General features: G+C 66.9%; 26 protein-coding genes and 2 pseudogenes. 22 read left to right on the top strand and 6 right to left on the bottom strand.

What is annotated here, in order from left to right; translation table 11 throughout:
- Positions 1 to 109 precede the first annotated feature (109 nt).
- From IE88_RS0107425 to IE88_RS0107375, 11 genes are all read left to right on the top strand, one after another.
- Positions 110 to 655, top strand: coding sequence for a Na+/H+ antiporter subunit E (locus IE88_RS0107425; protein ID WP_051881641.1), 546 nt, complete (start codon positions 110 to 112; stop codon positions 653 to 655).
- Positions 655 to 963: an MrpF/PhaF family protein gene (locus tag IE88_RS0107420; RefSeq protein WP_031552361.1), complete on the top strand. Its 309-nt coding sequence runs from the start codon at positions 655 to 657 to the stop codon at positions 961 to 963. Before IE88_RS0107425 ends, IE88_RS0107420 begins: the two co-directional genes overlap by 1 nt.
- Positions 956 to 1363, top strand: coding sequence for a monovalent cation/H(+) antiporter subunit G (gene mnhG, locus IE88_RS0107415; RefSeq protein WP_081871505.1), 408 nt, complete (start codon positions 956 to 958; stop codon positions 1361 to 1363). Before IE88_RS0107420 ends, mnhG begins: the two co-directional genes overlap by 8 nt.
- The gene (locus IE88_RS0107410) at positions 1356 to 2024 is read left to right on the top strand and encodes a DUF4040 domain-containing protein (protein ID WP_238319277.1); all 669 of its coding nucleotides are present in this window, start codon (positions 1356 to 1358) and stop codon (positions 2022 to 2024) included. The genes mnhG and IE88_RS0107410 overlap by 8 nt, the downstream gene beginning before the upstream one ends.
- A 21-nt stretch (positions 2025 to 2045) precedes the next feature.
- Positions 2046 to 2486: a Na(+)/H(+) antiporter subunit B gene (locus IE88_RS0107405; RefSeq protein ID WP_156032495.1), complete on the top strand. Its 441-nt coding sequence runs from the start codon at positions 2046 to 2048 to the stop codon at positions 2484 to 2486.
- Entirely contained in the window at positions 2480 to 3166 is a 687-nt protein-coding gene (locus IE88_RS17820) for a sodium:proton antiporter (RefSeq protein ID WP_036766799.1), read from the top strand. Before IE88_RS0107405 ends, IE88_RS17820 begins: the two co-directional genes overlap by 7 nt.
- Positions 3163 to 4671, top strand: coding sequence for a monovalent cation/H+ antiporter subunit D family protein (locus IE88_RS0107395; RefSeq protein WP_051881640.1), 1509 nt, complete (start codon positions 3163 to 3165; stop codon positions 4669 to 4671). Before IE88_RS17820 ends, IE88_RS0107395 begins: the two co-directional genes overlap by 4 nt.
- On the top strand, positions 4671 to 6158 hold the full coding sequence (locus IE88_RS0107390) for a proton-conducting transporter transmembrane domain-containing protein (RefSeq protein WP_031552348.1): 1488 nt from the start codon (positions 4671 to 4673) through the stop codon (positions 6156 to 6158). Before IE88_RS0107395 ends, IE88_RS0107390 begins: the two co-directional genes overlap by 1 nt.
- Positions 6155 to 6511, top strand: coding sequence for a hypothetical protein (locus tag IE88_RS16435; RefSeq protein WP_051881639.1), 357 nt, complete (start codon positions 6155 to 6157; stop codon positions 6509 to 6511). The genes IE88_RS0107390 and IE88_RS16435 overlap by 4 nt, the downstream gene beginning before the upstream one ends.
- Positions 6508 to 8274: a Na(+)/H(+) antiporter subunit D gene (locus tag IE88_RS0107380; protein ID WP_202900454.1), complete on the top strand. Its 1767-nt coding sequence runs from the start codon at positions 6508 to 6510 to the stop codon at positions 8272 to 8274. Before IE88_RS16435 ends, IE88_RS0107380 begins: the two co-directional genes overlap by 4 nt.
- A gap of 163 nt (positions 8275 to 8437) precedes the next feature.
- On the top strand, positions 8438 to 8878 hold the full coding sequence (locus tag IE88_RS0107375) for a helix-turn-helix domain-containing protein (RefSeq protein ID WP_081871504.1): 441 nt from the start codon (positions 8438 to 8440) through the stop codon (positions 8876 to 8878).
- On the opposite strand, the gene gluQRS is transcribed toward IE88_RS0107375, so the two are convergent.
- Positions 8793 to 9677: a tRNA glutamyl-Q(34) synthetase GluQRS gene (gluQRS, locus tag IE88_RS0107370; protein WP_036766855.1), complete on the bottom strand. Its 885-nt coding sequence runs from the start codon at positions 9675 to 9677 to the stop codon at positions 8793 to 8795. The two genes, IE88_RS0107375 and gluQRS, sit on opposite strands and share 86 nt — an antisense overlap.
- Positions 9678 to 9734: 57 nt before the next feature.
- Between gluQRS and IE88_RS0107365 the strand changes: the two genes are divergently transcribed.
- Complete coding sequence (locus tag IE88_RS0107365; protein ID WP_031552340.1) at positions 9735 to 10187, top strand: J domain-containing protein; 453 nt, start codon at positions 9735 to 9737, stop codon at positions 10185 to 10187.
- A 63-nt stretch (positions 10188 to 10250) separates the two neighbouring features.
- Complete coding sequence (locus IE88_RS18935; RefSeq protein ID WP_081871501.1) at positions 10251 to 10628, top strand: thiol-disulfide oxidoreductase DCC family protein; 378 nt, start codon at positions 10251 to 10253, stop codon at positions 10626 to 10628.
- On the opposite strand, the gene IE88_RS16430 is transcribed toward IE88_RS18935, so the two are convergent.
- The 3 genes from IE88_RS16430 to IE88_RS18125 are packed head-to-tail and all read right to left on the bottom strand — an operon-like array spanning position 10512 to position 12929.
- Positions 10512 to 10952: a DCC1-like thiol-disulfide oxidoreductase family protein gene (locus tag IE88_RS16430; protein ID WP_238319283.1), complete on the bottom strand. Its 441-nt coding sequence runs from the start codon at positions 10950 to 10952 to the stop codon at positions 10512 to 10514. The genes IE88_RS18935 and IE88_RS16430 overlap by 117 nt on opposite strands.
- Positions 10953 to 10964: 12 nt before the next feature.
- On the bottom strand, positions 10965 to 12380 hold the full coding sequence (gene tldD / locus IE88_RS0107355) for a metalloprotease TldD (protein WP_031552337.1): 1416 nt from the start codon (positions 12378 to 12380) through the stop codon (positions 10965 to 10967).
- Between the two features lie 54 nt (positions 12381 to 12434).
- Positions 12435 to 12929: a tetratricopeptide repeat protein gene (locus tag IE88_RS18125; protein ID WP_031552334.1), complete on the bottom strand. Its 495-nt coding sequence runs from the start codon at positions 12927 to 12929 to the stop codon at positions 12435 to 12437.
- A gap of 150 nt (positions 12930 to 13079) precedes the next feature.
- Here IE88_RS18125 and IE88_RS18930 point away from each other — a divergent pair.
- From IE88_RS18930 to IE88_RS17235, 7 genes and pseudogenes are all read left to right on the top strand, one after another.
- Positions 13080 to 13472 (top strand): annotated as a pseudogene (locus tag IE88_RS18930) (cytochrome c oxidase subunit II transmembrane domain-containing protein); the annotation flags it as partial.
- Positions 13473 to 13859: 387 nt separating this feature from the next.
- Positions 13860 to 14351, top strand: a pseudogene (locus IE88_RS18925) (cytochrome c oxidase subunit II); the annotation flags it as partial.
- A gap of 13 nt (positions 14352 to 14364) precedes the next feature.
- Positions 14365 to 16128: a cytochrome c oxidase subunit I gene (gene ctaD / locus IE88_RS0107335; RefSeq protein ID WP_031552331.1), complete on the top strand. Its 1764-nt coding sequence runs from the start codon at positions 14365 to 14367 to the stop codon at positions 16126 to 16128.
- 81 nt (positions 16129 to 16209) lie between these two features.
- The gene (locus IE88_RS0107330; protein WP_031552328.1) at positions 16210 to 17142 is read left to right on the top strand and encodes a heme o synthase; all 933 of its coding nucleotides are present in this window, start codon (positions 16210 to 16212) and stop codon (positions 17140 to 17142) included.
- On the top strand, positions 17135 to 17341 hold the full coding sequence (locus IE88_RS0107325) for a hypothetical protein (protein ID WP_031552325.1): 207 nt from the start codon (positions 17135 to 17137) through the stop codon (positions 17339 to 17341). The genes IE88_RS0107330 and IE88_RS0107325 overlap by 8 nt, the downstream gene beginning before the upstream one ends.
- Positions 17338 to 17895 (top strand): cytochrome c oxidase assembly protein, encoded by a 558-nt coding sequence (locus IE88_RS0107320; protein ID WP_031552322.1) that lies wholly within the window; start codon positions 17338 to 17340, stop codon positions 17893 to 17895. The genes IE88_RS0107325 and IE88_RS0107320 overlap by 4 nt, the downstream gene beginning before the upstream one ends.
- Positions 17896 to 17944: 49 nt before the next feature.
- Positions 17945 to 18907, top strand: a complete 963-nt coding sequence (locus IE88_RS17235; RefSeq protein WP_162178312.1) for an alpha/beta fold hydrolase — start codon at positions 17945 to 17947, stop codon at positions 18905 to 18907.
- On the opposite strand, the gene IE88_RS0107310 is transcribed toward IE88_RS17235, so the two are convergent.
- Entirely contained in the window at positions 18904 to 19311 is a 408-nt protein-coding gene (locus IE88_RS0107310) for a SufE family protein (RefSeq protein ID WP_031552309.1), read from the bottom strand. The two genes, IE88_RS17235 and IE88_RS0107310, sit on opposite strands and share 4 nt — an antisense overlap.
- A 62-nt stretch (positions 19312 to 19373) precedes the next feature.
- The gene (locus tag IE88_RS0107305; RefSeq protein WP_156032477.1) at positions 19374 to 20360 is read right to left on the bottom strand and encodes a hypothetical protein; all 987 of its coding nucleotides are present in this window, start codon (positions 20358 to 20360) and stop codon (positions 19374 to 19376) included.
- A gap of 216 nt (positions 20361 to 20576) precedes the next feature.
- Between IE88_RS0107305 and IE88_RS0107300 the strand changes: the two genes are divergently transcribed.
- Together IE88_RS0107300 and IE88_RS0107295 are read left to right on the top strand one after the other, a co-directional pair.
- Entirely contained in the window at positions 20577 to 21725 is a 1149-nt protein-coding gene (locus IE88_RS0107300; protein ID WP_238319282.1) for a sensor histidine kinase, read from the top strand.
- Positions 21725 to 22030, top strand: a complete 306-nt coding sequence (locus IE88_RS0107295; RefSeq protein ID WP_031552299.1) for a DUF1491 family protein — start codon at positions 21725 to 21727, stop codon at positions 22028 to 22030. The genes IE88_RS0107300 and IE88_RS0107295 overlap by 1 nt, the downstream gene beginning before the upstream one ends.
- Positions 22031 to 22040: the final 10 nt, after the last annotated feature.

Below are 22040 nucleotides of genomic sequence, written 5' to 3'. Positions count from 1 at the left end.
TGGTTGCTTTACGGGCGAAAGCTGCGATTTTGCGGGCGCCGAGGCGCATGCTGACGCTTTTGCCGCACCCACCGCCGAGGACAGGCCGTCCGCCAACGATACAGGACCGATGCTTCGCTATCTCGCCACGCTTGCAGGTCGCCATCTCGCCCTGATCCTGGGGCTCGCCGGGCTGTGGCTGCTGCTGTCATGGTATTTCGACGAGGCGACGCTTCTGGCCTTCGGCGCGGCGAGCGTCGCGCTGACCGTCTGGCTGACGCATCACATGGGCCTTCTCGACCGCGAGGGGGTGCCCACCCAGATCTTTCCCGGCGTGCTCGGCTATCTCGTCTGGCTGACGCTCGAGATCGGCAAGGCGAATGTTCTGGTCACGAAGGAAGTGCTGCGGCCGCGCCTCGCGCTCTCGCCCAAGATGATCGCGGTTCCGGCGGGGCAGCGCACCGACCTTGGACGGACGATCTTCGGCAATTCCGTCACGCTGACCCCCGGCACGGTGACGGTGGATGTCGGCAAGGACCGCCTCGTCATCCACGCATTGACCGAAAGCCTCGCCGATGAAGAGGGGATCGCCGCCATGGGCGCGAAGGTCCGGCGCTTCGACCGGCTGAGAGGGCGGCTCGACGCCGCCTCAGACCGGGGGGCGGAGGCGTCTTGATGTTCGCTGTCGCGACCGTGGCCGTCATCGTGGCGATGGCTCTCGTCCTGGCGCGGGCCATTCTCGGGCCGACGCTTTACGACCGCGTGCTCGCGGTCAACAGCTTCGGCACCAAGACGGTCCTGCTTCTGGGGCTGACCGGCTTCCTGACGGGGCGGCCGGATTTCCTCGACATCGCGCTGCTCTATGCGCTCCTGAATTTCGTCGCGACCATCGCGATCCTGAAATTCTTCCGTTACGAGGCGCTCGCGCCGGTGATGACGGGCGATGTGCCGGAGACGCGAGCGGAGGACACGCGGCATGATTGAGCTCTCGCTCGACATCCTCTCCTGGGCGCTGTTCGTGGCCGGCGGGATTCTCGTCTTCGCGGGCGCGCTCGGCGTGCTGCGCTTCCCGGACTTCTATACGCGCCTGCACGCGGCGGGCGTCACCGATACGATGGGTGCGGACCTCATCCTGCTCGCCATGGCGCTGCAGGCGGACGACCTTTCGACCGTCGTGAAGCTCCTCTTCATCTTCTTCTTCCTTCTGATGACCTCGCCGGTCAGCACCCATGCGGCCGCGCATGCCGCCTTTGTCGGCGGGCTCAACCCGCTCACCGGGCGCAGCCTCACCTATGCCAAGGAGGGGGAAGGGCCGCAGCCTTACCCCTATGATGCGGGGCGGCCGCCCCGGGTGACGCTGCCCGAAGGAGCGCGCCGTGGCTGAGCCGGTCATCCTGCCATTCGAGGAGCAGCTCAGCTCCACCGTCCTTCTGGACCTCTCGCTGCTGACGCTTCTCGTCATCTGCGGGCTCGCCATGGTCCGCATGCGGCGCCTGTTCGGCGTCGCCATGCTGTCCGGCATCTACTCTCTCCTGTCGGCGGCCTTCTTCGTCAGCCTCGATGCGGTGGACGTCGCCTTCACCGAGGCGGCCGTGGGGGCGGGGGTTTCAACCGTGCTCGTCCTGTCCGGCATGGCGCTCACCTCGCGGCGGGAGACGCCCGTGACGCGCCAGCGCAAGTTCCTGCCGCTCTTCATCGTCGGCATCGTCGGCGCCGCGCTCGTCTATGCGACGATCGACATGCCCGCCTTCGGGGATCCGAACGCGCCGGCCAATGCATATGTCGGCCAGGCCTATATCGAGCGCAGCCCCGAAGACATCGACGTTCCGAACATCGTCACCGCCGTTCTCGCCAGCTATCGCGGATATGACACGCTGGGCGAGACCCTCGTCGTCTTCACCGCCGGCCTCGCCTGCATGCTGCTTCTCGGAGCGGGCTCGATCCGGGGCGGGCGCAAGGTGAACGATCCGCAGCCGCCCGAGGCGATCGAGCGCGAAGAGCGCGGCGACGGGGACGAAACCGTCCTCTCCGACGGACCGCGCTAGAAGGGTAGGGGCAGCATGGGCATGGGGCACGTCATCCTGCGCGTCACGATCAAGGTGCTGTTCGCGCCGATCGTCCTGTTCGCGCTCTATGTGCAGTTCCACGGCGATTACGGCCCCGGCGGCGGCTTTCAGGCCGGCGTGATCATGGCGGTCGCCTTCGTCCTGCACGCGCTCGGCTTCGGACTTCAGGCGACGAAGAAGGCGATCCCGCCGCGCATCCTGACGGCGGGCATGGCGCTCGGCGTCCTCATCTATGCAGGCACCGGCGTCCTGACGCTCCTTCTGGGCGCCAATTTCCTCGATTACGACGTGATCGACCCGGACAGCCACCACAATGCGGGCCAGCATATCGGCATCCTGGTCGTGGAGTTCGGTGTCGGCCTCGCAGTGGCGAGCACCATGCTGCAGATCTTCTACGTCTTCGCAGGCAGGGAGGCCGAGCCTTCGGACGACGCATGGTAGACGTTCTCGACTTCGTTATCGCCCGCTACAATTACTGGATCGTCATCGTGCTGATGATGACGGGCCTGTACACGGTGTTCTCTCGGGGGAACCTCGTGAAGACCGTGATCGGTCTGAACATCTTCCAGACCTCCGTCTTCATCTTCTACATCACCATCGGAAAGGTGGCGGGCGGCACCGCGCCGATCCTGATCGGCGGCCATGCCGAGGAGGAGGGCCACGGCGCCCCGCATGGCGAGGGCGCGCACGCAGCGGCCGGCCACGCCGCCCCGGACCATGACGCGGCCGGGCACGGCGCGGAGATCCTGCCGGGCGCGGAAGTCGGACATGCCGACCTGCCGGGCGGCGGCGACCAGCTCGGCGGCGCCGAAGTCGGCGTCGATCCCGAACATGCGGAGCTGCTGATCGAGGCCACCCGGGCCGTGCCGGTCGGCGACCCCCCGGGGGTCGAGGCCGTGGAGATCATGCGCGGCGCGGGCGACGTTCTCTATTCGAACCCGCTCCCGCATGTCCTGATCCTGACGGCCATCGTCGTCGGCGTCGCGACGACGGCTGTCGGCCTCGCCATCGCGGTGCGAATCAAAGAGGCCTACGGCACGGTCGAGGAGGACGCTCTGGAAGCGATGGACAACGCGGCGAGCTTCGGCGACGCGCAACCCGAAGGCGCGCCAGCCTCGTGAGCCTGCTCGATCATCTTCCCGTCCTGCCGGTCGTCGTTCCGCTGGTCGCCGCTCCGGTCTGCGTGCTGCTGCCCAAGGGACGCGCGCCCTGGCTGTTCTCGACCCTGATCACCTGGATCTGCTTCGCGCTGTCGGCCGCGCTTCTGGGCGTCGTGCTGCAAGAAGGCACGTTGACCTATTATCTCGGCGGCTGGGCGGCGCCTCTCGGGATCGTCTACCGGATCGACCTTGCCGGGGCGATCGTGATGGCGCTCGTCTCGGGCATGGCGGCGCTGGTCTTTCCCTATGCGCGCAGCTCGGTCGAATACGAGATCGGCAATGCGCAGAGCTCCGCCTTCTACGGCGCCTTCCTGATCTGCATGACCGGCCTTCTGGGCGTCGTGGCGACGGGCGACGCCTTCAACGTCTTCGTCTTCCTCGAGATCAGCTCCCTGTCCACCTATGCGCTCGTCGCCATGGGCGCGAAGCAGGACAGGCGGGCGCTGACCGCGGCCTTCACCTATCTCGTGCTCGGCACGATCGGCGCGACATTCTTCGTCATCGGGCTCGGCCTCCTCTACCAGATGACCGGCACGCTCAACATGCTCGACCTGCACGAGCGGCTGGCCGGGCAGGACAACAAGGTGGTGCGCGCCGCCTTCGCCTTCATCGTGACGGGCCTCGGGCTGAAGCTCGCAATGTTCCCGCTGCATCGCTGGCTGCCCGATGCCTATACCTTCGCGCCTTCGGCGGTGACGGCGTTCCTCGCATCGACGGCGACCAAGGTGGCGGTCTATGCCATGCTGCGCTTCATGTTCACCGTGTTCGGCTTCTCGACGCCGTTCACCGAAGTGGCCTTCGCCTTCTTCCTGATCCTCGGCCTCGCCGGCATGTTCTTCGCGAGCTTCGTGGCGGTCTTCCGGGACGACGTGAAGCAGATGCTCGCCTTCAGCTCGGTCGCGCAGATCGGCTACATGCTGCTCGGCATCAGCTTCGCGACCGAGGCCGGCGTCGCCGCCGCGCTCACCCATGTCTTCAACCACGCCCTGATGAAGGCGGCGCTCTTCATGGCCGTCGGCGCGGTCTTCTATGCCGTGGGCAGCCACCGGCTGGCCGATTACCGCGGGATGGGCAGGCGCATGCCCTTCACGGCGGCCTGCTTCCTCATCGCCGGGCTCAGCCTCGTCGGCGTGCCGTTGACGGCGGGCTTCGTGTCGAAATTCGTGCTGATCCGGGCGGCGTTCGATGCCACGCTGGTCGTTCCCTCGCTCCTGATCGTGCTCCTGATCGTGGCGTCCTCGCTTCTCGCGGTCGCCTATATCGGGCGCGTCGCCTATGAGATGTTCCTCGCCGATCCCGAACCGGACGTGCCGCCGCTGCGCGTGCCCATGACCATGCTGGTCCCGATGGGACTCGTCACCGCCGCCAATGTATATGTCGGGCTCGACGGCGAGGCCGTCGTCTCCGTCGCCACGCGGGCCGCCGAATCCCTTCTCGCGCTCAGCTTCGGCGGAGGGGCGTTCTGATGCTGCCCGTCACTCCCGAACTCGCGCTTCTCGCCAGCCTCGTCCTGCCGATCCTCGGCATGTTCGGCATCATGCTGGCGGACAGGGCGCCCAATGCGCGCGAAGCCGTCACGCTGACGACGGCGGTCCTCACCTTCCTCTGCGTCCTGACGGTCTTCACGGCGGTTTCGGGCGGGGCGCGGCCGGGCTTCACGCTCCTGACCATGCTGCCGGGGCTGACGCTGTCCTTCGAGGTCGAGCCGCTGGGCGCGCTCTTCGGCCTGATCGCGTCGGGCCTGTGGATCGTGAACTCGCTCTATTCGATCGGCTATATGCGCGGGAACGCCGAGAAGGGGCAGACCCGCTTCTACATGGCCTTCGCCGTGGCGATCTCGGCGGCGCTGGGCATCGCCTTCGCGGCGAACCTCCTGACCTTCTTCGTCTTCTACGAGGTGCTGACGCTCTCGACCTTCCCGCTGGTCGCGCATAAGCGCGATGCCAAGGCGCGGGCGGGGTCGCGCATCTATCTGGGCATCCTGATCGGCACCTCGATCGGCTTCCTGCTGCCCGCGATCATCTGGACCTATGTCCTGACGGGCACGACCGAGTTCGCGCTGGGCGGCATCCTGTTGGGCGCGCCCGATCTTCGCGGCGGCCTCGTGGTGATCCTGCTCGGCCTCTTCGCCTTCGGCATCGGCAAGGCGGCGCTCATGCCGTTCCACCCATGGCTGCCCAACGCCATGGTCGCGCCGACGCCGGTCTCGGCCTTCCTGCATGCCGTGGCCGTCGTGAAGGCGGGCGTGTTCGGGATCCTGAAAGTCGTGCTCTACGTCTTCGGCACGGACTATCTGACCCAGACGGGCGCCTCGGACATCTTCGTCTTCATCGCCGCCGCATCGATCCTGATCGCCTCGGCCATCGCGATGACGCAGGACAATCTCAAGGCGCGGCTCGCCTATTCGACGGTCAGCCAGCTCTCCTATGTCACGCTGGGCGCCATGCTCGCCAACGATCTCGGCATTCTTGGCGGCGCGACCCAGATCGCAGCCCATGCGCTGGGCAAGATGACGCTCTTCATGTGCGCGGGCGCGATCTACACCGCCGCCCATCACTCCCTCATCTCCGAGATGCGCGGGACGGGCAGGGCGATGCCCTGGACCTGGACGGCCTATGTCATCGGCGCCTGCTCGATCATCGGCCTGCCGCCCATGGCGGGGTCCTGGCCTAAGCTCTTCTTGATGCTCGGCGCGCTCGAAGGCGCGAGCGCCTGGATCCTCGGCGTGCTGATCCTGTCGAGCCTGATGAACATCGTCTACCTGCTGGCGCCGGCGGTCCGCGCCTTCATGGACGAGGGGCCCGCGGGCCGGGGGGCGGGCAGCGTGGCCGTGCGCGAAGCGCCGCTCTTCTGCGTCATCCCGGCCTGGATCACCGCGATCGGCACGATCCTTCTCTTCTTCTTCATGGGGCCGCTCGTGGAATTCCTGCGGCCGCTTCTGGGGGCGTCATGAGCGAGCACCCGCATATCCGCGACGACGAACGGTCCGTTTTCGAGCGGCCCGGCACGATCAAGCTCATCTGGATCGTGCTGATCGCCGGTTGCGTCGCCTTCGCCGCGGCGGGGTTCTGGCTCGCCGCCGAGCACATGATGCATCCGCATTTCGAGATCGATAAGTTTCCCGCCTTCTATGCCGTGGTGGGCTTCGTCTCCTTCGCCTTCATCGTGCTGGCCGGCCAGCATCTGCGGCGCATCCTGATGCGGCCCGAAGGCTATTACGACGGCGCCGAGGCGGAGCTGCCGCGCAATCCGGTCGCCGAGGACGAAGTGGTCGTGACCGACATGGACACGGAGGACGAGGCGTGACCCAGCTTCTGCCCGCCGCCTTCAGCCCCGGCCTCGTCCTCATCGTGGCCGGCATTCTCGCCGCCCTCGCGCCGCGCATGGGCCGCAACCTGCTCGGCGTGGCCGGGGTCGCCATCGGCTTCATCCACCTCCTGTCCTATGGCAACGCGCCGGTCGGCGAGGCGCTCCATTTCGCGCAGAGCTCGGCCATGGGCTTCGAGTTCACGGGCATCAGGATCGACCGGCTCTCGGTCATCTTCGCGATCATCTTCCACATCGCCGCGATGCTGAACGTCATCTATGGCTGGCAGCATGCGACCAGAATCGAGGCCTCGATGGGCCTCATCTATGCGGGCGCGGCCATCGGGGGCGCGCTGGCGGGCGACCTCCTCACGCTCTTCGTCTACTGGGAGCTCGCGGCGCTCAGCTCGGTCTTCATCGTCTGGGCTGGCGGCGGCCATGCGGCGTTCAAGGCGGGGATGCGCTATCTCGTCATCCAGGTCAGCTCCGGCCTCCTGCTGCTCGCGGGGATCGCGGTCCATATCGGCCAGGGCAACGGCATCGCCTTCGAGGCCTTCTCGCTCACCCAGGCGGACGGCTCGGCCAATGCCGCGGCCTGGCTGATCCTCGTCAGCTTCGGGATCAAGGCGGCCTTTCCCTTCCTGCACACCTGGCTTCAGGACAGCTATCCCAAGGCGAGCGCCGTGGGCGCTGTCATGCTGTCGGCCTTCACGACCAAGCTCGCCGTCTACACGCTGGCGCGCGGCTTCGCCGGAACCGACATCCTGATCCCGATCGGCGCGGCGATGACGGCCTTCCCGGTCTTCTTCGCCCTGATCGAGAACGACCTGCGCCGCGTGCTCGCCTATTCGCTGAACAACCAGCTCGGCTTCATGGTCTGCGCCATCGGCATCGGCACGCCGCTCGCCCTCAACGGCGCGGCCGCCCACGCCTTCGTGCACATCATCTACAAGGCGCTTTTGTTCATGAGCATGGGCGCGGTGATGGTCCGCGTCGGCACGACCAAGGCGACCGAACTCGGCGGCCTGCACAAGTCGATGCCGTGGACGACCGTGTTCTGCATCGTCGGCGCCATGTCGATCTCGGCCTTCCCGCTCTTCTCGGGCTTCGTCGCCAAGTCGATGATCACGCTGGCGGCGGCCGAGGCGCATCTTCTCTTCGCCTATCTGGTCCTCCTCTTCGCCAGCGCCGGTGTGCTGGAGCATTCGGGGATCAAGATTCCCTATTTCGCCTTCTTCGCGCATGACAATTTCGCGCCGTCGGTCACCGGCCGCGCCCGGCCGAAAGAGGCGCCGGCGCCGATGATGATCGCGATGGGCATCGCCGCCTTCCTCTGCGTCGGGATCGGCATCCAGCCGCAATATCTCTTCGCGCTCCTCCCCTTCGAGGCGGAATACCATGCCTATACGCTCGACCACGTGGTCACGCAGATGCAGCTCCTGCTCTTCGCGATCCTGGCTTTCGCGCTCCTCGTGAAGTTCCGCCTTTATCCCGCGGAAATCCGCTCGACCAATCTCGACGTGGACTGGTTCTGGCGGGTGCCGGGGCGGATCGGCCTGATGGCGGCGGTCCGGGGAACAGCGGCGGGCTGGCGGCGGATCTGGGGCGGCCTCAGAAGGCTGGCCGGCGGCACGGTGCGTTCGCTCTATGCGACGCACGGCCCTGAGGGCGGTCTCGCCCGGACCTGGCCCGTCGGCTACACCGCGCTGACGACAGCCGTCGTTCTCGCCGTGGCGCTTCTCGCCGTGTTCTTTGCGCGGTGATCGTGAATTTCTGTATTGCGATAACGTAAACGCCTCTCCGCGTATTTGAGTAAAGTACAGAGCAAGAAAAGCCCCGAAAACCTATCCCCGCCGTGGTTGTGTCCATTACAGTGGAACAGCCGGAAGGGCGTCCGGCTTAACGCTAGGGCAACAGGGATTAAGAATGTTGGGTACGGGGCAAGAGCACGAAATAATCACGGATGCGCAGGACTGGCACGCCTTCACGGCGCGCCGTCTGGTGGGTGCTGAATTCAGGATCGCCGAGAGCGAGTTGATGGGGCGCAGCCGGGCGCGGGCGGAGGTCGCCTTCGCCCGTCAGGTGGCGATGTATCTCGCCCATGTCGTCTATTCCCTGAGCTATGCGGACATCGCCGAGGCATTCGGCCGGGAGCGGACCACCGTCGCCCATGCCTGCGCCCTGGTGGAGGATGCGCGCGATGACGCGGTGCTCGACGAACGGCTCGACCGGGTGGAGGAGCGGCTGAAGCAGCTCGACAGCCTGCGGCGCAATGGCGGCGTCATCCGCCCGCGGGCGGCCCGTCCCCCGGCGGCGGTGCCGGCGTCTCTTCGAGGCCTAAGCGCGCCCGGATCCGATCCGGCGTGACGCCGCTTTCCCGCAGCGCGCGCAGGGTGACGCTGCGGTCCCGCTTGGCGAAGCGCCGCCCGGCCTCGTCGGTGACCAGCCGGTGGTGCCGGTAGACGGGGCAGGGGCGGCCGAAAAGCGCCAGCAGGAGGCGATGGAGACCTGCCGCGAAGGCCAGGTCCTCGCCCCTGACGATATGGGTGACGCCCTGATCGGCGTCGTCCAGCGTCGCGCAGAGATGATAGCTCGTGCCGGTGTCCTTCCGCGCGAGCACGACGTCGCCGTGCCGCTGCGGGTCGGCGGGCATGGAAACGATTCCCTCGCCCTCCCACAATGGAAAAGCGAGGCTGGAATATTCTTCCCCCAGCGCCTCGGCGGCCGCGTCCTGCGACAGCCGCCAGGCATAGGCGTCTCCGCGTTTAAGCCGCGCGGCTTCCTCCGCGGCGGGAAGAGGGGCGCCGGAGAAGACTCCTTCCGGCGCGCCATGAGGCGCCGAGAGGCTCTCGGCGACCTCCTTTCGCGTCAGGAAGCAGCGATAGACGAGGCCGCGCGCCACGAGGTCGTCGATCGCCTGCCGATAGGCGGGCAGGCGCTCGGACTGGCGCAGGACGGGCTCTTCCCATGACAGCCCCAGCCAGGCGAGGTCCTCGAGGATGGCGTCCTCGTATTCGGGGCGGCAGCGGCCGGTATCGATATCCTCGATGCGCAGCAGGAAGCGGCCATGATGGGCCTTGGCGAGGTCGTGGTTCAGGATCGCCGAATAGGCGTGGCCGAGATGCAGGCGGCCTGTCGGCGAAGGCGCGAAGCGGGTAACGATCACGCTCTGCACGCCTTTGGCAGGAAGCTTGCAGCGGTTTCCCTCAAGAGGAGAAAGCCCATGTTCGAGAAGACCACGATCCGGCATTCCAAGAAGCGGCTCATGGTGCGCTTATGCCTGAACGGCGGGCGCGAGGTCGAGGGCGAAGTCTTCGTCGCGCCCGAGGAGCGGCTCGTGGACCTGCTCAATGACGCACGCGCCTTCGTTCCTCTGGAGACGGCCGAGGGCGAGGTCATGTCGGTCGCCAAGACGGCGATCGAATCGGCGCAGCTGATCCAGGAAGCGCCCTCAGAAGCGCGCGATCCCTACGCGCTTCTGCGGATCGAGCGCACGGCGCCCGACGACGAAATCCGCCGGGCCTGGATGAACAGGCTCAAGGCCTGCCATCCCGACCGCCTCGCGGCGCTGAACCTCGACGAGGAGGTCGTCTATGCCGCCCGCAAGACTGCCCAGCGGATCAATGCCGCCTATGACGAGGTGATGCGGCACCGGCGCGGCGGCGCTGCGGCGTGAACAGCTGGCCCCGCGGCATGACATCGCCTTGAACCGGTGCGGCCCGTCCGCCACTCTTCCCGCATGAGCCGCGTGACGATCTTCTACGATGGAGCCTGCCCGCTCTGCACGCGGGAGATCGCGCTGATGCGCCGCCTCGACCGGCGCGGCCGCCTCTCATTCGAGGACGTGGCGGATCCAGGGGCGCCTGTCAGCTGCCCCATCGACCGGCAGACGCTCCTCGCCCGCTTCCATGCGCGGCTGCCGAACGGGGAGGTGGTGCAGGGCGCGCGGGCCTTCACCGAAGCCTATGGACAGGTTCCGGGCCTCGGCTGGGCGGCTCTCCTAGGTCGCTTCGCGCCGACGCGTTCGCTTCTCGACCGGCTCTATGGCCGGTTCCTCCGTCTCCGCCCCCGCCTGCAGGCTCTCCTGCGCCGCCGTGATGAGCGGCACGCCGAATAGGCGCAGCGCGCCGTTCCGCATCGAGCGAAGCGCCGGATAGACCGCGTCCAGCAGGCGCGGATCGGCGAGAAGGGGCAGCCCCGTCCAGCGCGGCGCGAGCTGTCCGTGGATGAAGGCCATGGCCGCGCCATGAACCAGAACGCGCCGCCCGTCATCGACGATGAAGCTGTCGTCGATAGCGTAGCCGTCCGCTGCATAGGCCGAGACGAGGTCCGGCGCCTGCCGCGCATCGACGAGGTCGATCTCGCCGATGCGCGCCTTCAGCCGGGAATAGCGGACATAGGCGCTGCAGAACGGGCACGCCCCGTCATAGAGGATGCGCACCGCCAAAGCGGATCACGCCCCTGCGCCGCCCACCGTCAGGCGGTCGATCTTGAGGCTCGGCTGGCCGACGCCGACCGGCACGCCCTGTCCCGCCTTGCCGCAGACGCCGATGCCCGGATCGAGCGAGAAGTCGTTTCCGATCATCGACACCCGCTTCATCACGGTGGGCCCGTCGCCGACGAGCGCCACGTTCTTGAGCGGCGCGCCGAGCTTGCCGTTCTGCACGCGGTAGGCCTCGGTGCAGTTGAAGACGAACTTGCCCGACGTGATGTCGACCTGCCCGCCGGAGAAATTGACCGCGAAAATGCCGTCCTTCACGCTTTCGATCAGCTCGTCGCGGCTGTGCTCGCCGCCGGTCATGAAGGTGTTGGTCATGCGGGGCAGGGGGGCGTGGGCATAGCTTTCGCGCCGGCCATTGCCGGTGGGGGCGACACCCATGAGGCGGGCATTGAGCCTGTCCTGCATGAAGCCGACGAGCCTGCCATCCTCGATCAGCGTCGTGCGGGAGGTCGGAGTGCCTTCGTCGTCCACCGTCAGCGACCCGCGGCGGCCCTCCAGCGTGCCGTCATCGACCACGGTGACGCCGTCGGCGGCGACCTTCTCGCCAAGAAGCCCGGCGAAGGCAGATGTCTTCTTACGGTTGAAATCGCCCTCGAGGCCGTGGCCGACCGCTTCGTGCAGGAGGACACCGGTCCAGCCGGAACCGAGCACGACCTCCATCTCCCCGGCAGGGGCGGGCACGGCTTCGAGATTAACGAGCGCCATGCGCAGCGCTTCGTCGACCTGCGCCTGCCAGAAGGCGGGGTCGATCAGCCGGGCATAGCTTTCCCGGCCGCCGGCGCCGGAGCTGCCCGATTCGAGGCGGTCGCCTTCGCCGGCGGTGACGGAGACGTTCAGCCGGACGAGCGGGCGGACATCGCGCACGATGAGGCCGCCGGGGCGCAGGATCTCGACGGTGACATGCTCGCCCGACAGCGAGGCGGAGACCTGACGCACCCGCGGATCGAGGCTGCGCGCATAGGCGTCGATTTCGGCGAGGAGCTTGGTCTTGGCGCCGAATTCCACCGCGTCGAGCGGGTTGTCCGCCGTATAGAGGCTGCGATTGGTGCGGGCGGGGCCGTCCGACAGCGTGCCGCCCTGGCCGGTCTTCACCGCCTGGACCGAAGCCGCGGCGCGCTTGAGCGCCGTCTCTGACAAATCCGAGGCATGGGCATAGGCGGTCGTCTCGCCGAGCACCGCGCGCAGGCCGAAGCCCTGGCTGACATCGTAGCTGGCGGTCTTGAGGCGCCCGTCATCGAAGACGAAGGCCTCTGACTGGCTGTGCTCGAGATAGAGCTCGCCGTCATCGGCCCCGGACAGGGCATCGTCCACGAGGGACTGGGTGCGGCGCGCGTCGAGATCGGTGCGATCGAAGAAGAGAGAGGACATGCCGCCTAGGTAGGCGGTTCTACGGGCCGCGAACAGGTGCTGCCGCGCCGCCGCTCAGGAAATCACCTTCGGATCGAGCGGCGTCCGGTCGATATAGGGCTTGGAGAGTTCCTCGAGCCGCCATTTCGCGACCTCGCTGGTGGGGCGAAGCTCCAGCGCCCGGTTATAGTCGAGGCGCGCCATGGCATCGAGCGTCGGATCGCCCCGCGACAGGGCCTCCAGCGCCGCGGCCCGGTTCAGATAGACCTTCGACCGCTCGAACCCCTCCTTCTCGATCGCCGCCGAGAAATCGTCGAAGGCCCGCTGATACTCGCCTGCGTTATAATGAATCACGCCGCGGTTCACATAGGAGATCGCGCGGCGCCGCGCGCTCTGGGACGGCTGCGCGATCGCGGCGCTGCATGTCTTCAGCGCGAAATCCGTGGTCGATCCGTCCCTGGCCGAGAGATAGCAGCGGCGGCCGTCATCGCTGTTGTCGATGACGATGACCCCCGGCTCGGTGGATGTCTGAGCCAGCAGGAAAAGCCCGGTCATGAGAACGATCAGCATCGGCGCCTCCGTTCTCCCTCTGCGTGTATCCTAGCGCCTGGCGCTCCCCGCGCACAAGGTCTGCCGCCGCTCAGAGCCGGACAGGGGGCACTCCAGCGCGCGGGGCCGGTTGATGCGACCATTTTTCCGGCGCATAAGCGGCGACAACGCATGCCTCACGAACCTATAAGCAGGGCCATGACCGCTCGATTCCTCCTACCGTTTCTCAGTCTGGCCGCCGCCGTGCTGGTGGTCCTTCTCCTGCCCGCAGACGCTCTGGCGCAGGCCGGCGCCGAAGTGGCGCAGGACGTCACCGAAGCCGCCGCCGAGTCGGAAATCGTCGTCACCGAGGCGGACATGCCCGATCCGACGGGCACCGGCCTGCGGCGCGCCGTGACCCCGGTGGCCGAGGAGATCCACCACTTCTACGAATACATCCTCCTGCCGATGAAGCTCCTGATCAGCTTCTTCGTGCTGGGGCTGATCATCTGGATCGTGGTGCGCTACAACAAATACGCGAACCCGGTGCCGCGCCGCTTCTCCCACAACACGCTGGTCGAGGTGGTGTGGACCCTGGTGCCGGTCTTCATCCTGCTCATCATCGCCATCCCGTCCTTCGATCTCCTCTATCTCGAGGACACCATGCCCGACGGCCAGCGCGTCCTGTACGAGCCCGGCGGCGACACCTTCCTGTTCGAGAACGACTTCCCCGAATCGCGGATGGTGGACGAGAACCGCCATATCGAGGTGACGCGCATCGACACCCGCACCGGCGACCGGGTCCTGCTCGAATCGGACGATTACGAGATCGAGGGCTTCGGCGAGCCCGAGCTGACGATCCGCCTCGCAGAGGCGCTGCCGGCCGACTATCAGGTCGAGGTCATCGGCGGACGCAGCCGCGTCGGGCGCAAGCCCATTCTCGGCCTGTTCGGCGAGGACCGCTCCCGCATCGTCCCGGCGCCGACCATGACGATCAAGGCGACCGGCTATCAGTGGGGCTGGGCCTATTCCTATCCCGATTTCGGCGATTTCGAATTCGACGCCCTGATGGCGCCGCCGGACACCGTGCCTTCGGAGCTCTACCGCCTCGCTGCGACCAATGAAGTCGTCGTTCCCGCGGGCGAGACCGTGCGGGTGATCACGACCGGCCGCGACGTCATCCATTCCTGGGCGATGCCGGCCTTCGGCGTGAAGATCGACTCGATCCCGGGCCGCCTCAACGAAACCTGGTTCTACACCGAGGAAGAGGGCAGCTATTACGGCCAGTGCTCCGAGCTCTGCGGCAAGGACCACGCGTTCATGCCCATCGAGGTCAGCGTCGTCTCCCGCCCCGAATTCGAGGCGTGGGTGGACGAGCAGCGCGAATTCAACGGCCTCGAGCCTCTCTTCTCCGGCCAGGATCAACTGGCAGCCGCGCCCGCCGCGGCGACCGACCTGAACTAAAGGACCGAACACGATGTCCGATACTGCCTATTCTGCGGAGCGCGTCGCCGTCGGCGGCAGCCAGCACGATCACGACGCCGCTCACGATCACAAGCCGTCCTTCTTCGTCCGGTGGTTCTTCTCCACGAACCACAAGGACATCGGCATCCTATACCTGATCTTCGCCATCCTGGCGGGGGTCATCGGCGGCGGCATGTCCGGCCTGATGCGCGAGGAGCTGAAGGAGCCGGGGATCACGGTCCTGACGGAGTTCACCTCGCAATATGAAGAGGTCGCCAAGATCGACGGGGCCTGCCCGGGGAACACCGTGGAGGTGTTCGAGGACAGCTGCCGGGTCGAGCGGGTGCCGGAAGCCCGGATCGAATCGGCCAAGAACTTCTACAACGTGCTGATCACCTATCACGGCCTGATCATGATCTTCTTCATGGTCATGCCGGCGCTGATCGGCGGGTTCGGCAACTTCTTCGTGCCCATCATGATCGGCGCGCCCGACATGGCATTCCCCAGAATGAACAACATCTCGTTCTGGCTCTACGGTGCCTCGGCCACGCTCCTGATGCTGTCCTTCTTCGCGCCCGGCTATGGCTCCGAGCTCGGCTTCAGCGGCGGCTGGGTTCTCTATCCCCCGCTGTCGACCAGCATGCGCGGTCCCGCGATGGATCTCCTGATCGTCTCGCTGCACCTCGCCGGCGTCAGCTCGATCCTCGGCGCGATCAACTTCATCACCACCATCTTCAACATGCGCGCGCCGGGCATGACGCTGCACAAGATGCCGCTCTTCGCCTGGGCGGTGCTGGTGACGGCCTTCCTGCTGGTTCTCTCCCTGCCGGTCCTGGCGGGCGCGATCACCATGCTCCTGACCGACCGCATGTTCGGCACGGCCTTCTTCGACGCGGCCCGCGGCGGTGACCCGGTCCTCTACCAGCACCTGTTCTGGTTCTTCGGCCACCCCGAGGTCTACATCCTGATCCTGCCGGCCTTCGGCATCATCAGCCACATCATCTCGACCTTCTCGAAGAAGCCCATTTTCGGCTATCTCGGCATGGCCTATGCCATGGTGGCGATCGGCTTCATCGGCTTCATCGTGTGGGCGCACCACATGTATACGGTGGGCCTCTCGGTCGACATGAAGGCCTATTTCGTGGCCGCGACCATGGTCATCGCGGTGCCGACCGGCATCAAGATCTTCTCCTGGATCGCGACGATGTGGGGCGGGTCGATCGACTTCAAGACGCCGATGCTCTTCGCCATCGGCTTCGTCTTCCTGTTCACCGTCGGCGGCGTGACGGGCGTGCTGCTCGCCAATGCCGGCATCGACCACTACATGCACGACACCTATTACGTGGTCGCGCACTTCCACTACGTGCTCAGCCTCGGCGCGGTCTTCGCCATCTTCGCGGGCTGGTATTACTGGTACGAGAAGATGTTCGGCCACTCCTACAACGAGAAGCTGGGCCAGCTGCATTTCTGGGTGATGTTCGTCGGGGTGAACCTGATCTTCTTCCCGCAGCACTTCCTCGGCCTGCAGGGCATGCCGCGGCGCTATGTCGACTACCCGGAAGGGTACCAGTTCTGGCACGAGGTCTCGACCTGGGGCTATTACATCACGGCCGTCGCCGTCCTGATCTGGTTCGCCACCATCGTCGAAGCGGTGCTCTTCCGCCGCAAGAAAGGCGCCCAGGCCAATCCGTGGGGCGAAGGGGCGACCACGCTGGAGTGGACCCTCTCGAGCCCGCCGCCCTACCACCAGTTCAACGAGCTGCCGCGCATCCGCTGACGGCTCGGACAATCTGCAAAAGGCGAGGGGCGCTTCGGCGCCCCTTGCTGTATCGACCCAAGTGCCGGAGACGAGCATCCCATGACCGCGTCAGAGCCCCGCAGCTACAGCCCGGCAGGACCGGCCGCTCCGGTCGTGTCGCTCGCCACGCCGGGCGACTACCTGCAATTGCTCAAGCCGCGGGTGATGAGCCTCGTCATCTTCACGGCCCTCGTGGGCATGGTGGCGGCGCCGGGACCGGTCGGAAACTGGCCGCTCGCGCTGCTCTCCCTTCTCGCCATCGCGGTGGGCGCGGGCGCGTCGGGCGCGCTGAACATGTGGTGGGATGCCGATATCGATGCCGTGATGGAGCGCACCAAGGGACGGCCCATCCCCTCCGGTCGGGTGCCGCGGGCCGAGGCTGCGGCGTTTGGAGGGCTTCTCTCCCTTCTTTCGGTCTGGCTTCTCGCCCTATCCGGCGTGGGCTATCTCGCAGCGGCGCTTCTCGCCTTCACCATCTTCTTCTACGTCGTCGTCTATTCGATGGGCCTGAAGCGCTCGACGCCGCAGAACATCGTGATCGGCGGCCTTGCCGGGGCCCTGCCGCCCGCCGTCGGCTGGGCGGCGGTCACGGGCGAGGCGCCTCTGGCCGCATGGCTCCTGGTGGCTGTCATCTTCTTCTGGACGCCGCCGCATTTCTGGGCGCTGAGCCTTCTGAAATCCGCCGATTACGAGGCCGCCGGCATTCCCATGATGCCGAATGTCCGCGGGGCGGAGCATACGCGCAAGCTGATCTGGTGGTATTCGCTCCTGCTCGCGCCGCTGGCGGTGCTGCCGGCGCTGACGCAGGCGGCGAGCTGGCTCTACGCGGCGACCGCGGTTCTCGGCGGCGCCGAATTCCTGCGCCGCGCCTGGCACGTCCGCAAAGGCGGGCGCGACAGTGCGCCGGGGTCCCTGTTCGGCTTTTCCATCCTATATCTGTTTGGGCTGTTCGCGGCCCTGTTGATCGAACACTGGGCAGGTTTGCATGGCTGATTCCGACAGGCGTCCGAGCGCCCTCTTCACCGCGGAGGAGGGGAAGCCGACCGGCGAAACCCACGGGCTGAGCGAAGAGGAAGTACGGGCGAGGGGGCGGCGCAATATCGCAATCGCGCTCGGCGTCGTGGCCTTCATCATCCTCGTCTTCCTGACGACCTTCTTCCGCCTCGCCGACAGCGTGCAGGGGGCAGGATGAACGCCAATACCCGCATCGTCGTCATCATCTGCGTCGTCCTGGCCGGGATGCTCGGCCTCGTTGCGGCGGCGCCCTCGCTCTACAACACCTTCTGCCGCGTGACCGGGTGGGGCGGGACCACGCAGCGGGCCGAGATCGCGCCCGGCACCGTGCTGGACCGCAAGGTGACGGTCCGCTTCGACGGAACCGTGGCCGCCGATCTGCCCTGGTCGTTCAAGCCAGAGCAGGTCAGCCAGACCATCCATATCGGTGAGACGGCGCTGGCCTATTACGAGGCGACCAACACCTCGGACCGGCCGATCGTCGGAACGGCGACCTTCAACGTCCAGCCCGCCAAGGCCGGTCTCTACTTCATGAAGGTCGAATGCTTCTGCTTCACCGAGCAGGTGCTGCAGCCCGGCGAGACCATGTCCATGCCGGTGACCTATTTCATCGATCCCGAACTGACGCTGGAGGATCGGCTCGATGACGTGCGGGAGATCACGCTCAGCTACACCTTCTACCGGGACGAGGATGCCGAGCGGGAACTGCTCGCGGCGCATTCCGGCGACTGATCTGCTGTCGAAGGCACACTTCGCGGTCCTTCTCTGCCTTGCTGCCTGCGTGACCGTCGGCGAGCGCGATATCCTGATCGATCCGGTCCTCGATCCCGACAAGCAGCAGATCTTCGTCATCAACGGGGAGCGCCGGGAGACGAGCTGGGCCGCCGTAGCCGAGGAGACGGGCGGAGAGGCCGGCTTCCTGTTCGGCGACTTCCTCGAGCAGGGCGGCGGCAAAATCACGATCAGCGCGAGCCCGCAAAAGGTCGTCATCGACTATGAAGGCGCCGGCGAGAACGGCGACAGCGGAGAGCCGCCGCTCCGGATAGAGGCCGGCACGCTTCCCTCGCCATTCGGCGGGATCGGCGTCGTCCATATCGAAACGAAAAGGCGCGATGACCGCCCGCTCTTCGTCTATTGCGGCGGGAGCGGCTTCGAGGTCCGCACACAGGGGCTGCTCGCCGCGCTCAAGCTGCTGCGCTTCGGCGACATGATGCTCTTCGACTATCCCGGCTACGGGAAGAGCGAGGGGCCGCGCAGTCTCGCGGCGATGACGGCCGCTACGCAGGCCCTGGCGGAGCCGCTGTCAGAAGAGGCGCGGCCTGTGGTCCTGTGGGGCCATTCTCTCGGAGGCTTCGCCTGTTCCGAGATCGCCGCCCGCATGGAGGTCGCGCCGGCGGGCGTGGTGCTGGAGACGACAGCGCGGAACGCCCGCTCGGCGCTCGCCTATCTGGTGCCGGGGCCGGCCCGTCGGCTCTCCCTCGTCCGGCTGGAGGACGAAATAGAGGCTTTCGACGTCGTCGAGAGCCTGCGGGGCGTGGAGGCGCCCGTTCTGGTTCTCGGGGCCGGCCGCGACGAAATCCTCGATGTCCGGAACGCGCGCGCCCTCGCTGCCGATCTCAAGGCGGCCGGCATCGATGCGCGCTACGCGGAGTTCGCGGAGGCAGGCCATGGCACGGTCGCGAGCGCACCGCAATTCGCCGGCGCCGTGGGAGAATTCCTTCGCGGCAGCGGAAAAGGAGACTAGGCCGCTTCGGCCTTGATCCTCCGGATCATGCTGGCGACGCCGTTCGAGCGCTGCGGCGTGATATGCTCTTGAAGGTCGAGTTCGGCGAGCTTGGCTTCGGCGTCGAGGCCGCGGATCTCCTCGCCCGTATGGCCGCCGAAGAGCGCGATCATCAGGGCCACGAGCCCCTTCACGATGGCCGCGTCGCTGTCGCCGCGGATCATCAGGCGGTCGTCCTGCCAGTCGAGCACCAGCCAGACCTGGCTCGCGCAGCCGCGGACCTTGTGCTCTTCGGAATAGGCGGTCTCAGGCAGCGGTTCGAGCCGTTTGCCCAGATCGATGATGTAGCGGTACTTTTCGTCCCAATCGTCGATGAAGGCGAAATCCGCTGAGATGTCGTCGAAGGAAGGTGTGCCAGGTGCCATGAACGGCAGATAGCCGCGCGGGGTCCGCGCGGCTACCGGCAGAACGCGGGATTGTCGCGTCGTCAGTCCTTGATGCGTCCGGCGCTGGCGACCCAGCCGACGCAGTAGGACACGTCGTTCAGGCCATGTTCGCCGAGGCAGAACGCCTCTTCATAGGGCGTCCGCGTCGCCGCGATGCACTGGTCGAGGTTCAGCTTGGCGTTCACGAAGCAGCGCTTGGAGGTCTTGGACTTGGCGTAATTGGCGAGGTGGGTCGGCTGGAGGTCGCCCGTCGCATAGCGGGCGGCCAGGACGAGGGCCCGCGTCATCATCGTGCCGCTGCGCGGAGCGGCCTTGGCCGGAACCGTGTCGGTCGACCAGGCCGGCGTCCAGGCATTCGCCGCCATCAGGTTCGGACGGATCGTGCCGCCCGTCGTGAACTGGTGGGAGGAGATGCGATAGGGCGGGACCACGCGCGAGCTGGCATAGTCGACGGCGCTCCGAACGCGCATGGAGCCGTTCTGCGGAATTTTCTGGGTCGCCCAGCCGACCTTCTGCATGGCATAGGCGTCGTCGATGAAGCGTTCGCCGAGGGCGTGGATGCGGGTCGCATCGCGCGCGGCGACTTCGCGGATCGAGCGCATGGCGTCGTTCGCGCCGGGAAGGTTCCGCACCGATGCGGGATTATCGCGCAGGGTCCGCAAGAAGGCCTCACGCTCCTGCTGCGTGTCCGTCGCTGCCGCGATCGCGTCGGCGAAAGCGGGCGTGTCCGCCGCGACGAGCGCGGCGTAGGCGACCCATGAGCCGGCCATCTGGTTGGGATCGAACGACGCCAGACGCAGATGCGCATCGCGCATGCCGCTCGCGTTTTCGGCGCGATTGGTCTGGATGTGCTCGATATCGCTGCGCAGCACGACATAGCGCGCGGCGGTTTCCTCGAGCAGCGTCATGGCCGGTGTCGGGCTGGCCATCCGGGGCGTCTCGATCGGCGCCTCCGTCGGTGTGGCGCAGGCTGCGACAGCGATGATCGACGCGAGAGCGCCGAATCCGGTAAGGGCTCTCAAACCCATGATTCCTCCGAAGTTTCCCGATTGGATGCATCCCGCCATCGGACGCTTCCCCGAATCGACCCTAACACGCTGGACTCGTTGAAAACCCCGTCCAGCCTTCATGATCAAAATTTTAACCATGTTCGAATCCTCCCGAACCCGGCCCCCCGGCCGAGCGGTCGTGCCAGCGGGCTGTTCAGGACTCGTTAACGCGCCATCCATTAGTGTTAACGCGTGATGCGGAACCCGCTGAGAACCTATCTGGAAAAACGCGACGACCTGTGGGCAGGGCGTGGCGACGACGTCATCGCGCTCCACGGGCCGGACGGGCGGTTCAAGCGCGTCTCGGCCTCTGCCGAGGGCGTGCTCGGCCGGCCGGCGGCCAGTCTCGTGGGCGGGCGGCTGACCGACGTGGTGCGGGCCGAGGACCATGCTCTGGTCCTCTCCGGCCTCGCCGGGGCGGCGAAGGAGGACCGGGCCCGCTTCGAGTGCCGCATCGACCATCCTTCCGGCCCGCGCCGGGTCGAGATCAGCCTCGCCCGCACGGCTCGCGGCCTTCGCAGCGTCATCCGCGACTGCGAGGAGCGGGCCGGGCGCGAGCGCGCGATCCAGGCCGAGAGCGCGGATGCCGCATGGTTCGCGAACAAGCGCACCGAGCATCTCGTCAATGTCAGCCACGAGATCCGCACGCCGCTGAGCGCCGTGATCGGCTTCGCCGACGCGCTGCAGCGCGAGAGCTTCGGGCCCGTCGGGCACGATAAATACCGCGACTATGCCCGCCTGATCCATGACAGCGGCCAGCACCTCCTGTCCCTCGTCACCGATCTCCTCGACCTGTCCAAGGCCGAGGCGAACGAAGTCGCGCTGGAGCGCGAGGCGGTGCGGGTCGAGGACCTTGTCCGCGTCTGCGCCGATATCGTCCGTCTGCAGGCGGAGGAGGCCGGCCTCTATGTGAAGGTCGAGGTCGAGACCGAGCTGCCCCGCCTGATGCTCGATCCGAAGGTCATCCGGCAGATCGTCCTGAACCTTCTGTCCAACGCGCTGAAATTCACCGAACAGGGCGGCGTCACCCTCCGGGTCGGGATCGAGGACGGCATGCTGGTCCTGACCGTGCAGGATACGGGCGTCGGCATGTCGCCGGGCGATCTCGCTCTGGTCGGGCGGCGCTTCAAGCAGGCGAGGACCGAAGGCGTGCGCGGCGCGCGCGGCACGGGCATCGGCCTGTCGCTGAGCCAGGCCCTCGCGCGGGTGCATGGCGGCGAGCTTCAGCTCGCCTCGGCCGTCGGGGCGGGCACGACGGCGCGGCTGACCCTGCCGCTGGACCAGGCGCCGCCGGCGGAGAAGAACGGCAAGGTGACGAGCCTCGACGCCCATCGCAGCGCCTGATGCGCCTCAAGAGCCATGTCACGGTCAGCGCGCTCATACGCAGGGCGCAGGCCGAAGGCCTCTTCGCCACGGTGATGCACAAGGGGCACGGGGACGCCGGCGTCCTCTATGTGAAGGTCCTGCGCGGGCGCGAGGCGCGTCTCTTCGTCCAGTCCTATGACGGCGAGTGGCGCGAGCGCAGCGACGGCTTCGTCAGCGAAGAGACGGTGAACGAAATCGTCGACAGGGAGCGGGACTTCGACCGCGACCTCTGGCTGATCGAGATCGAAGGCGAACGCGGCGCCGAACTTCTCGAGGCGCTCTAGCCCGCAAGCA

It is taken from the genome of Parvularcula oceani (assembly GCF_000733125.1).
GTDB classification, from domain to species: Bacteria; Pseudomonadota; Alphaproteobacteria; order Caulobacterales; family Parvularculaceae; genus Parvularcula; species Parvularcula oceani.
This window is presented reverse-complemented; position numbering and strand designations above follow the sequence as displayed.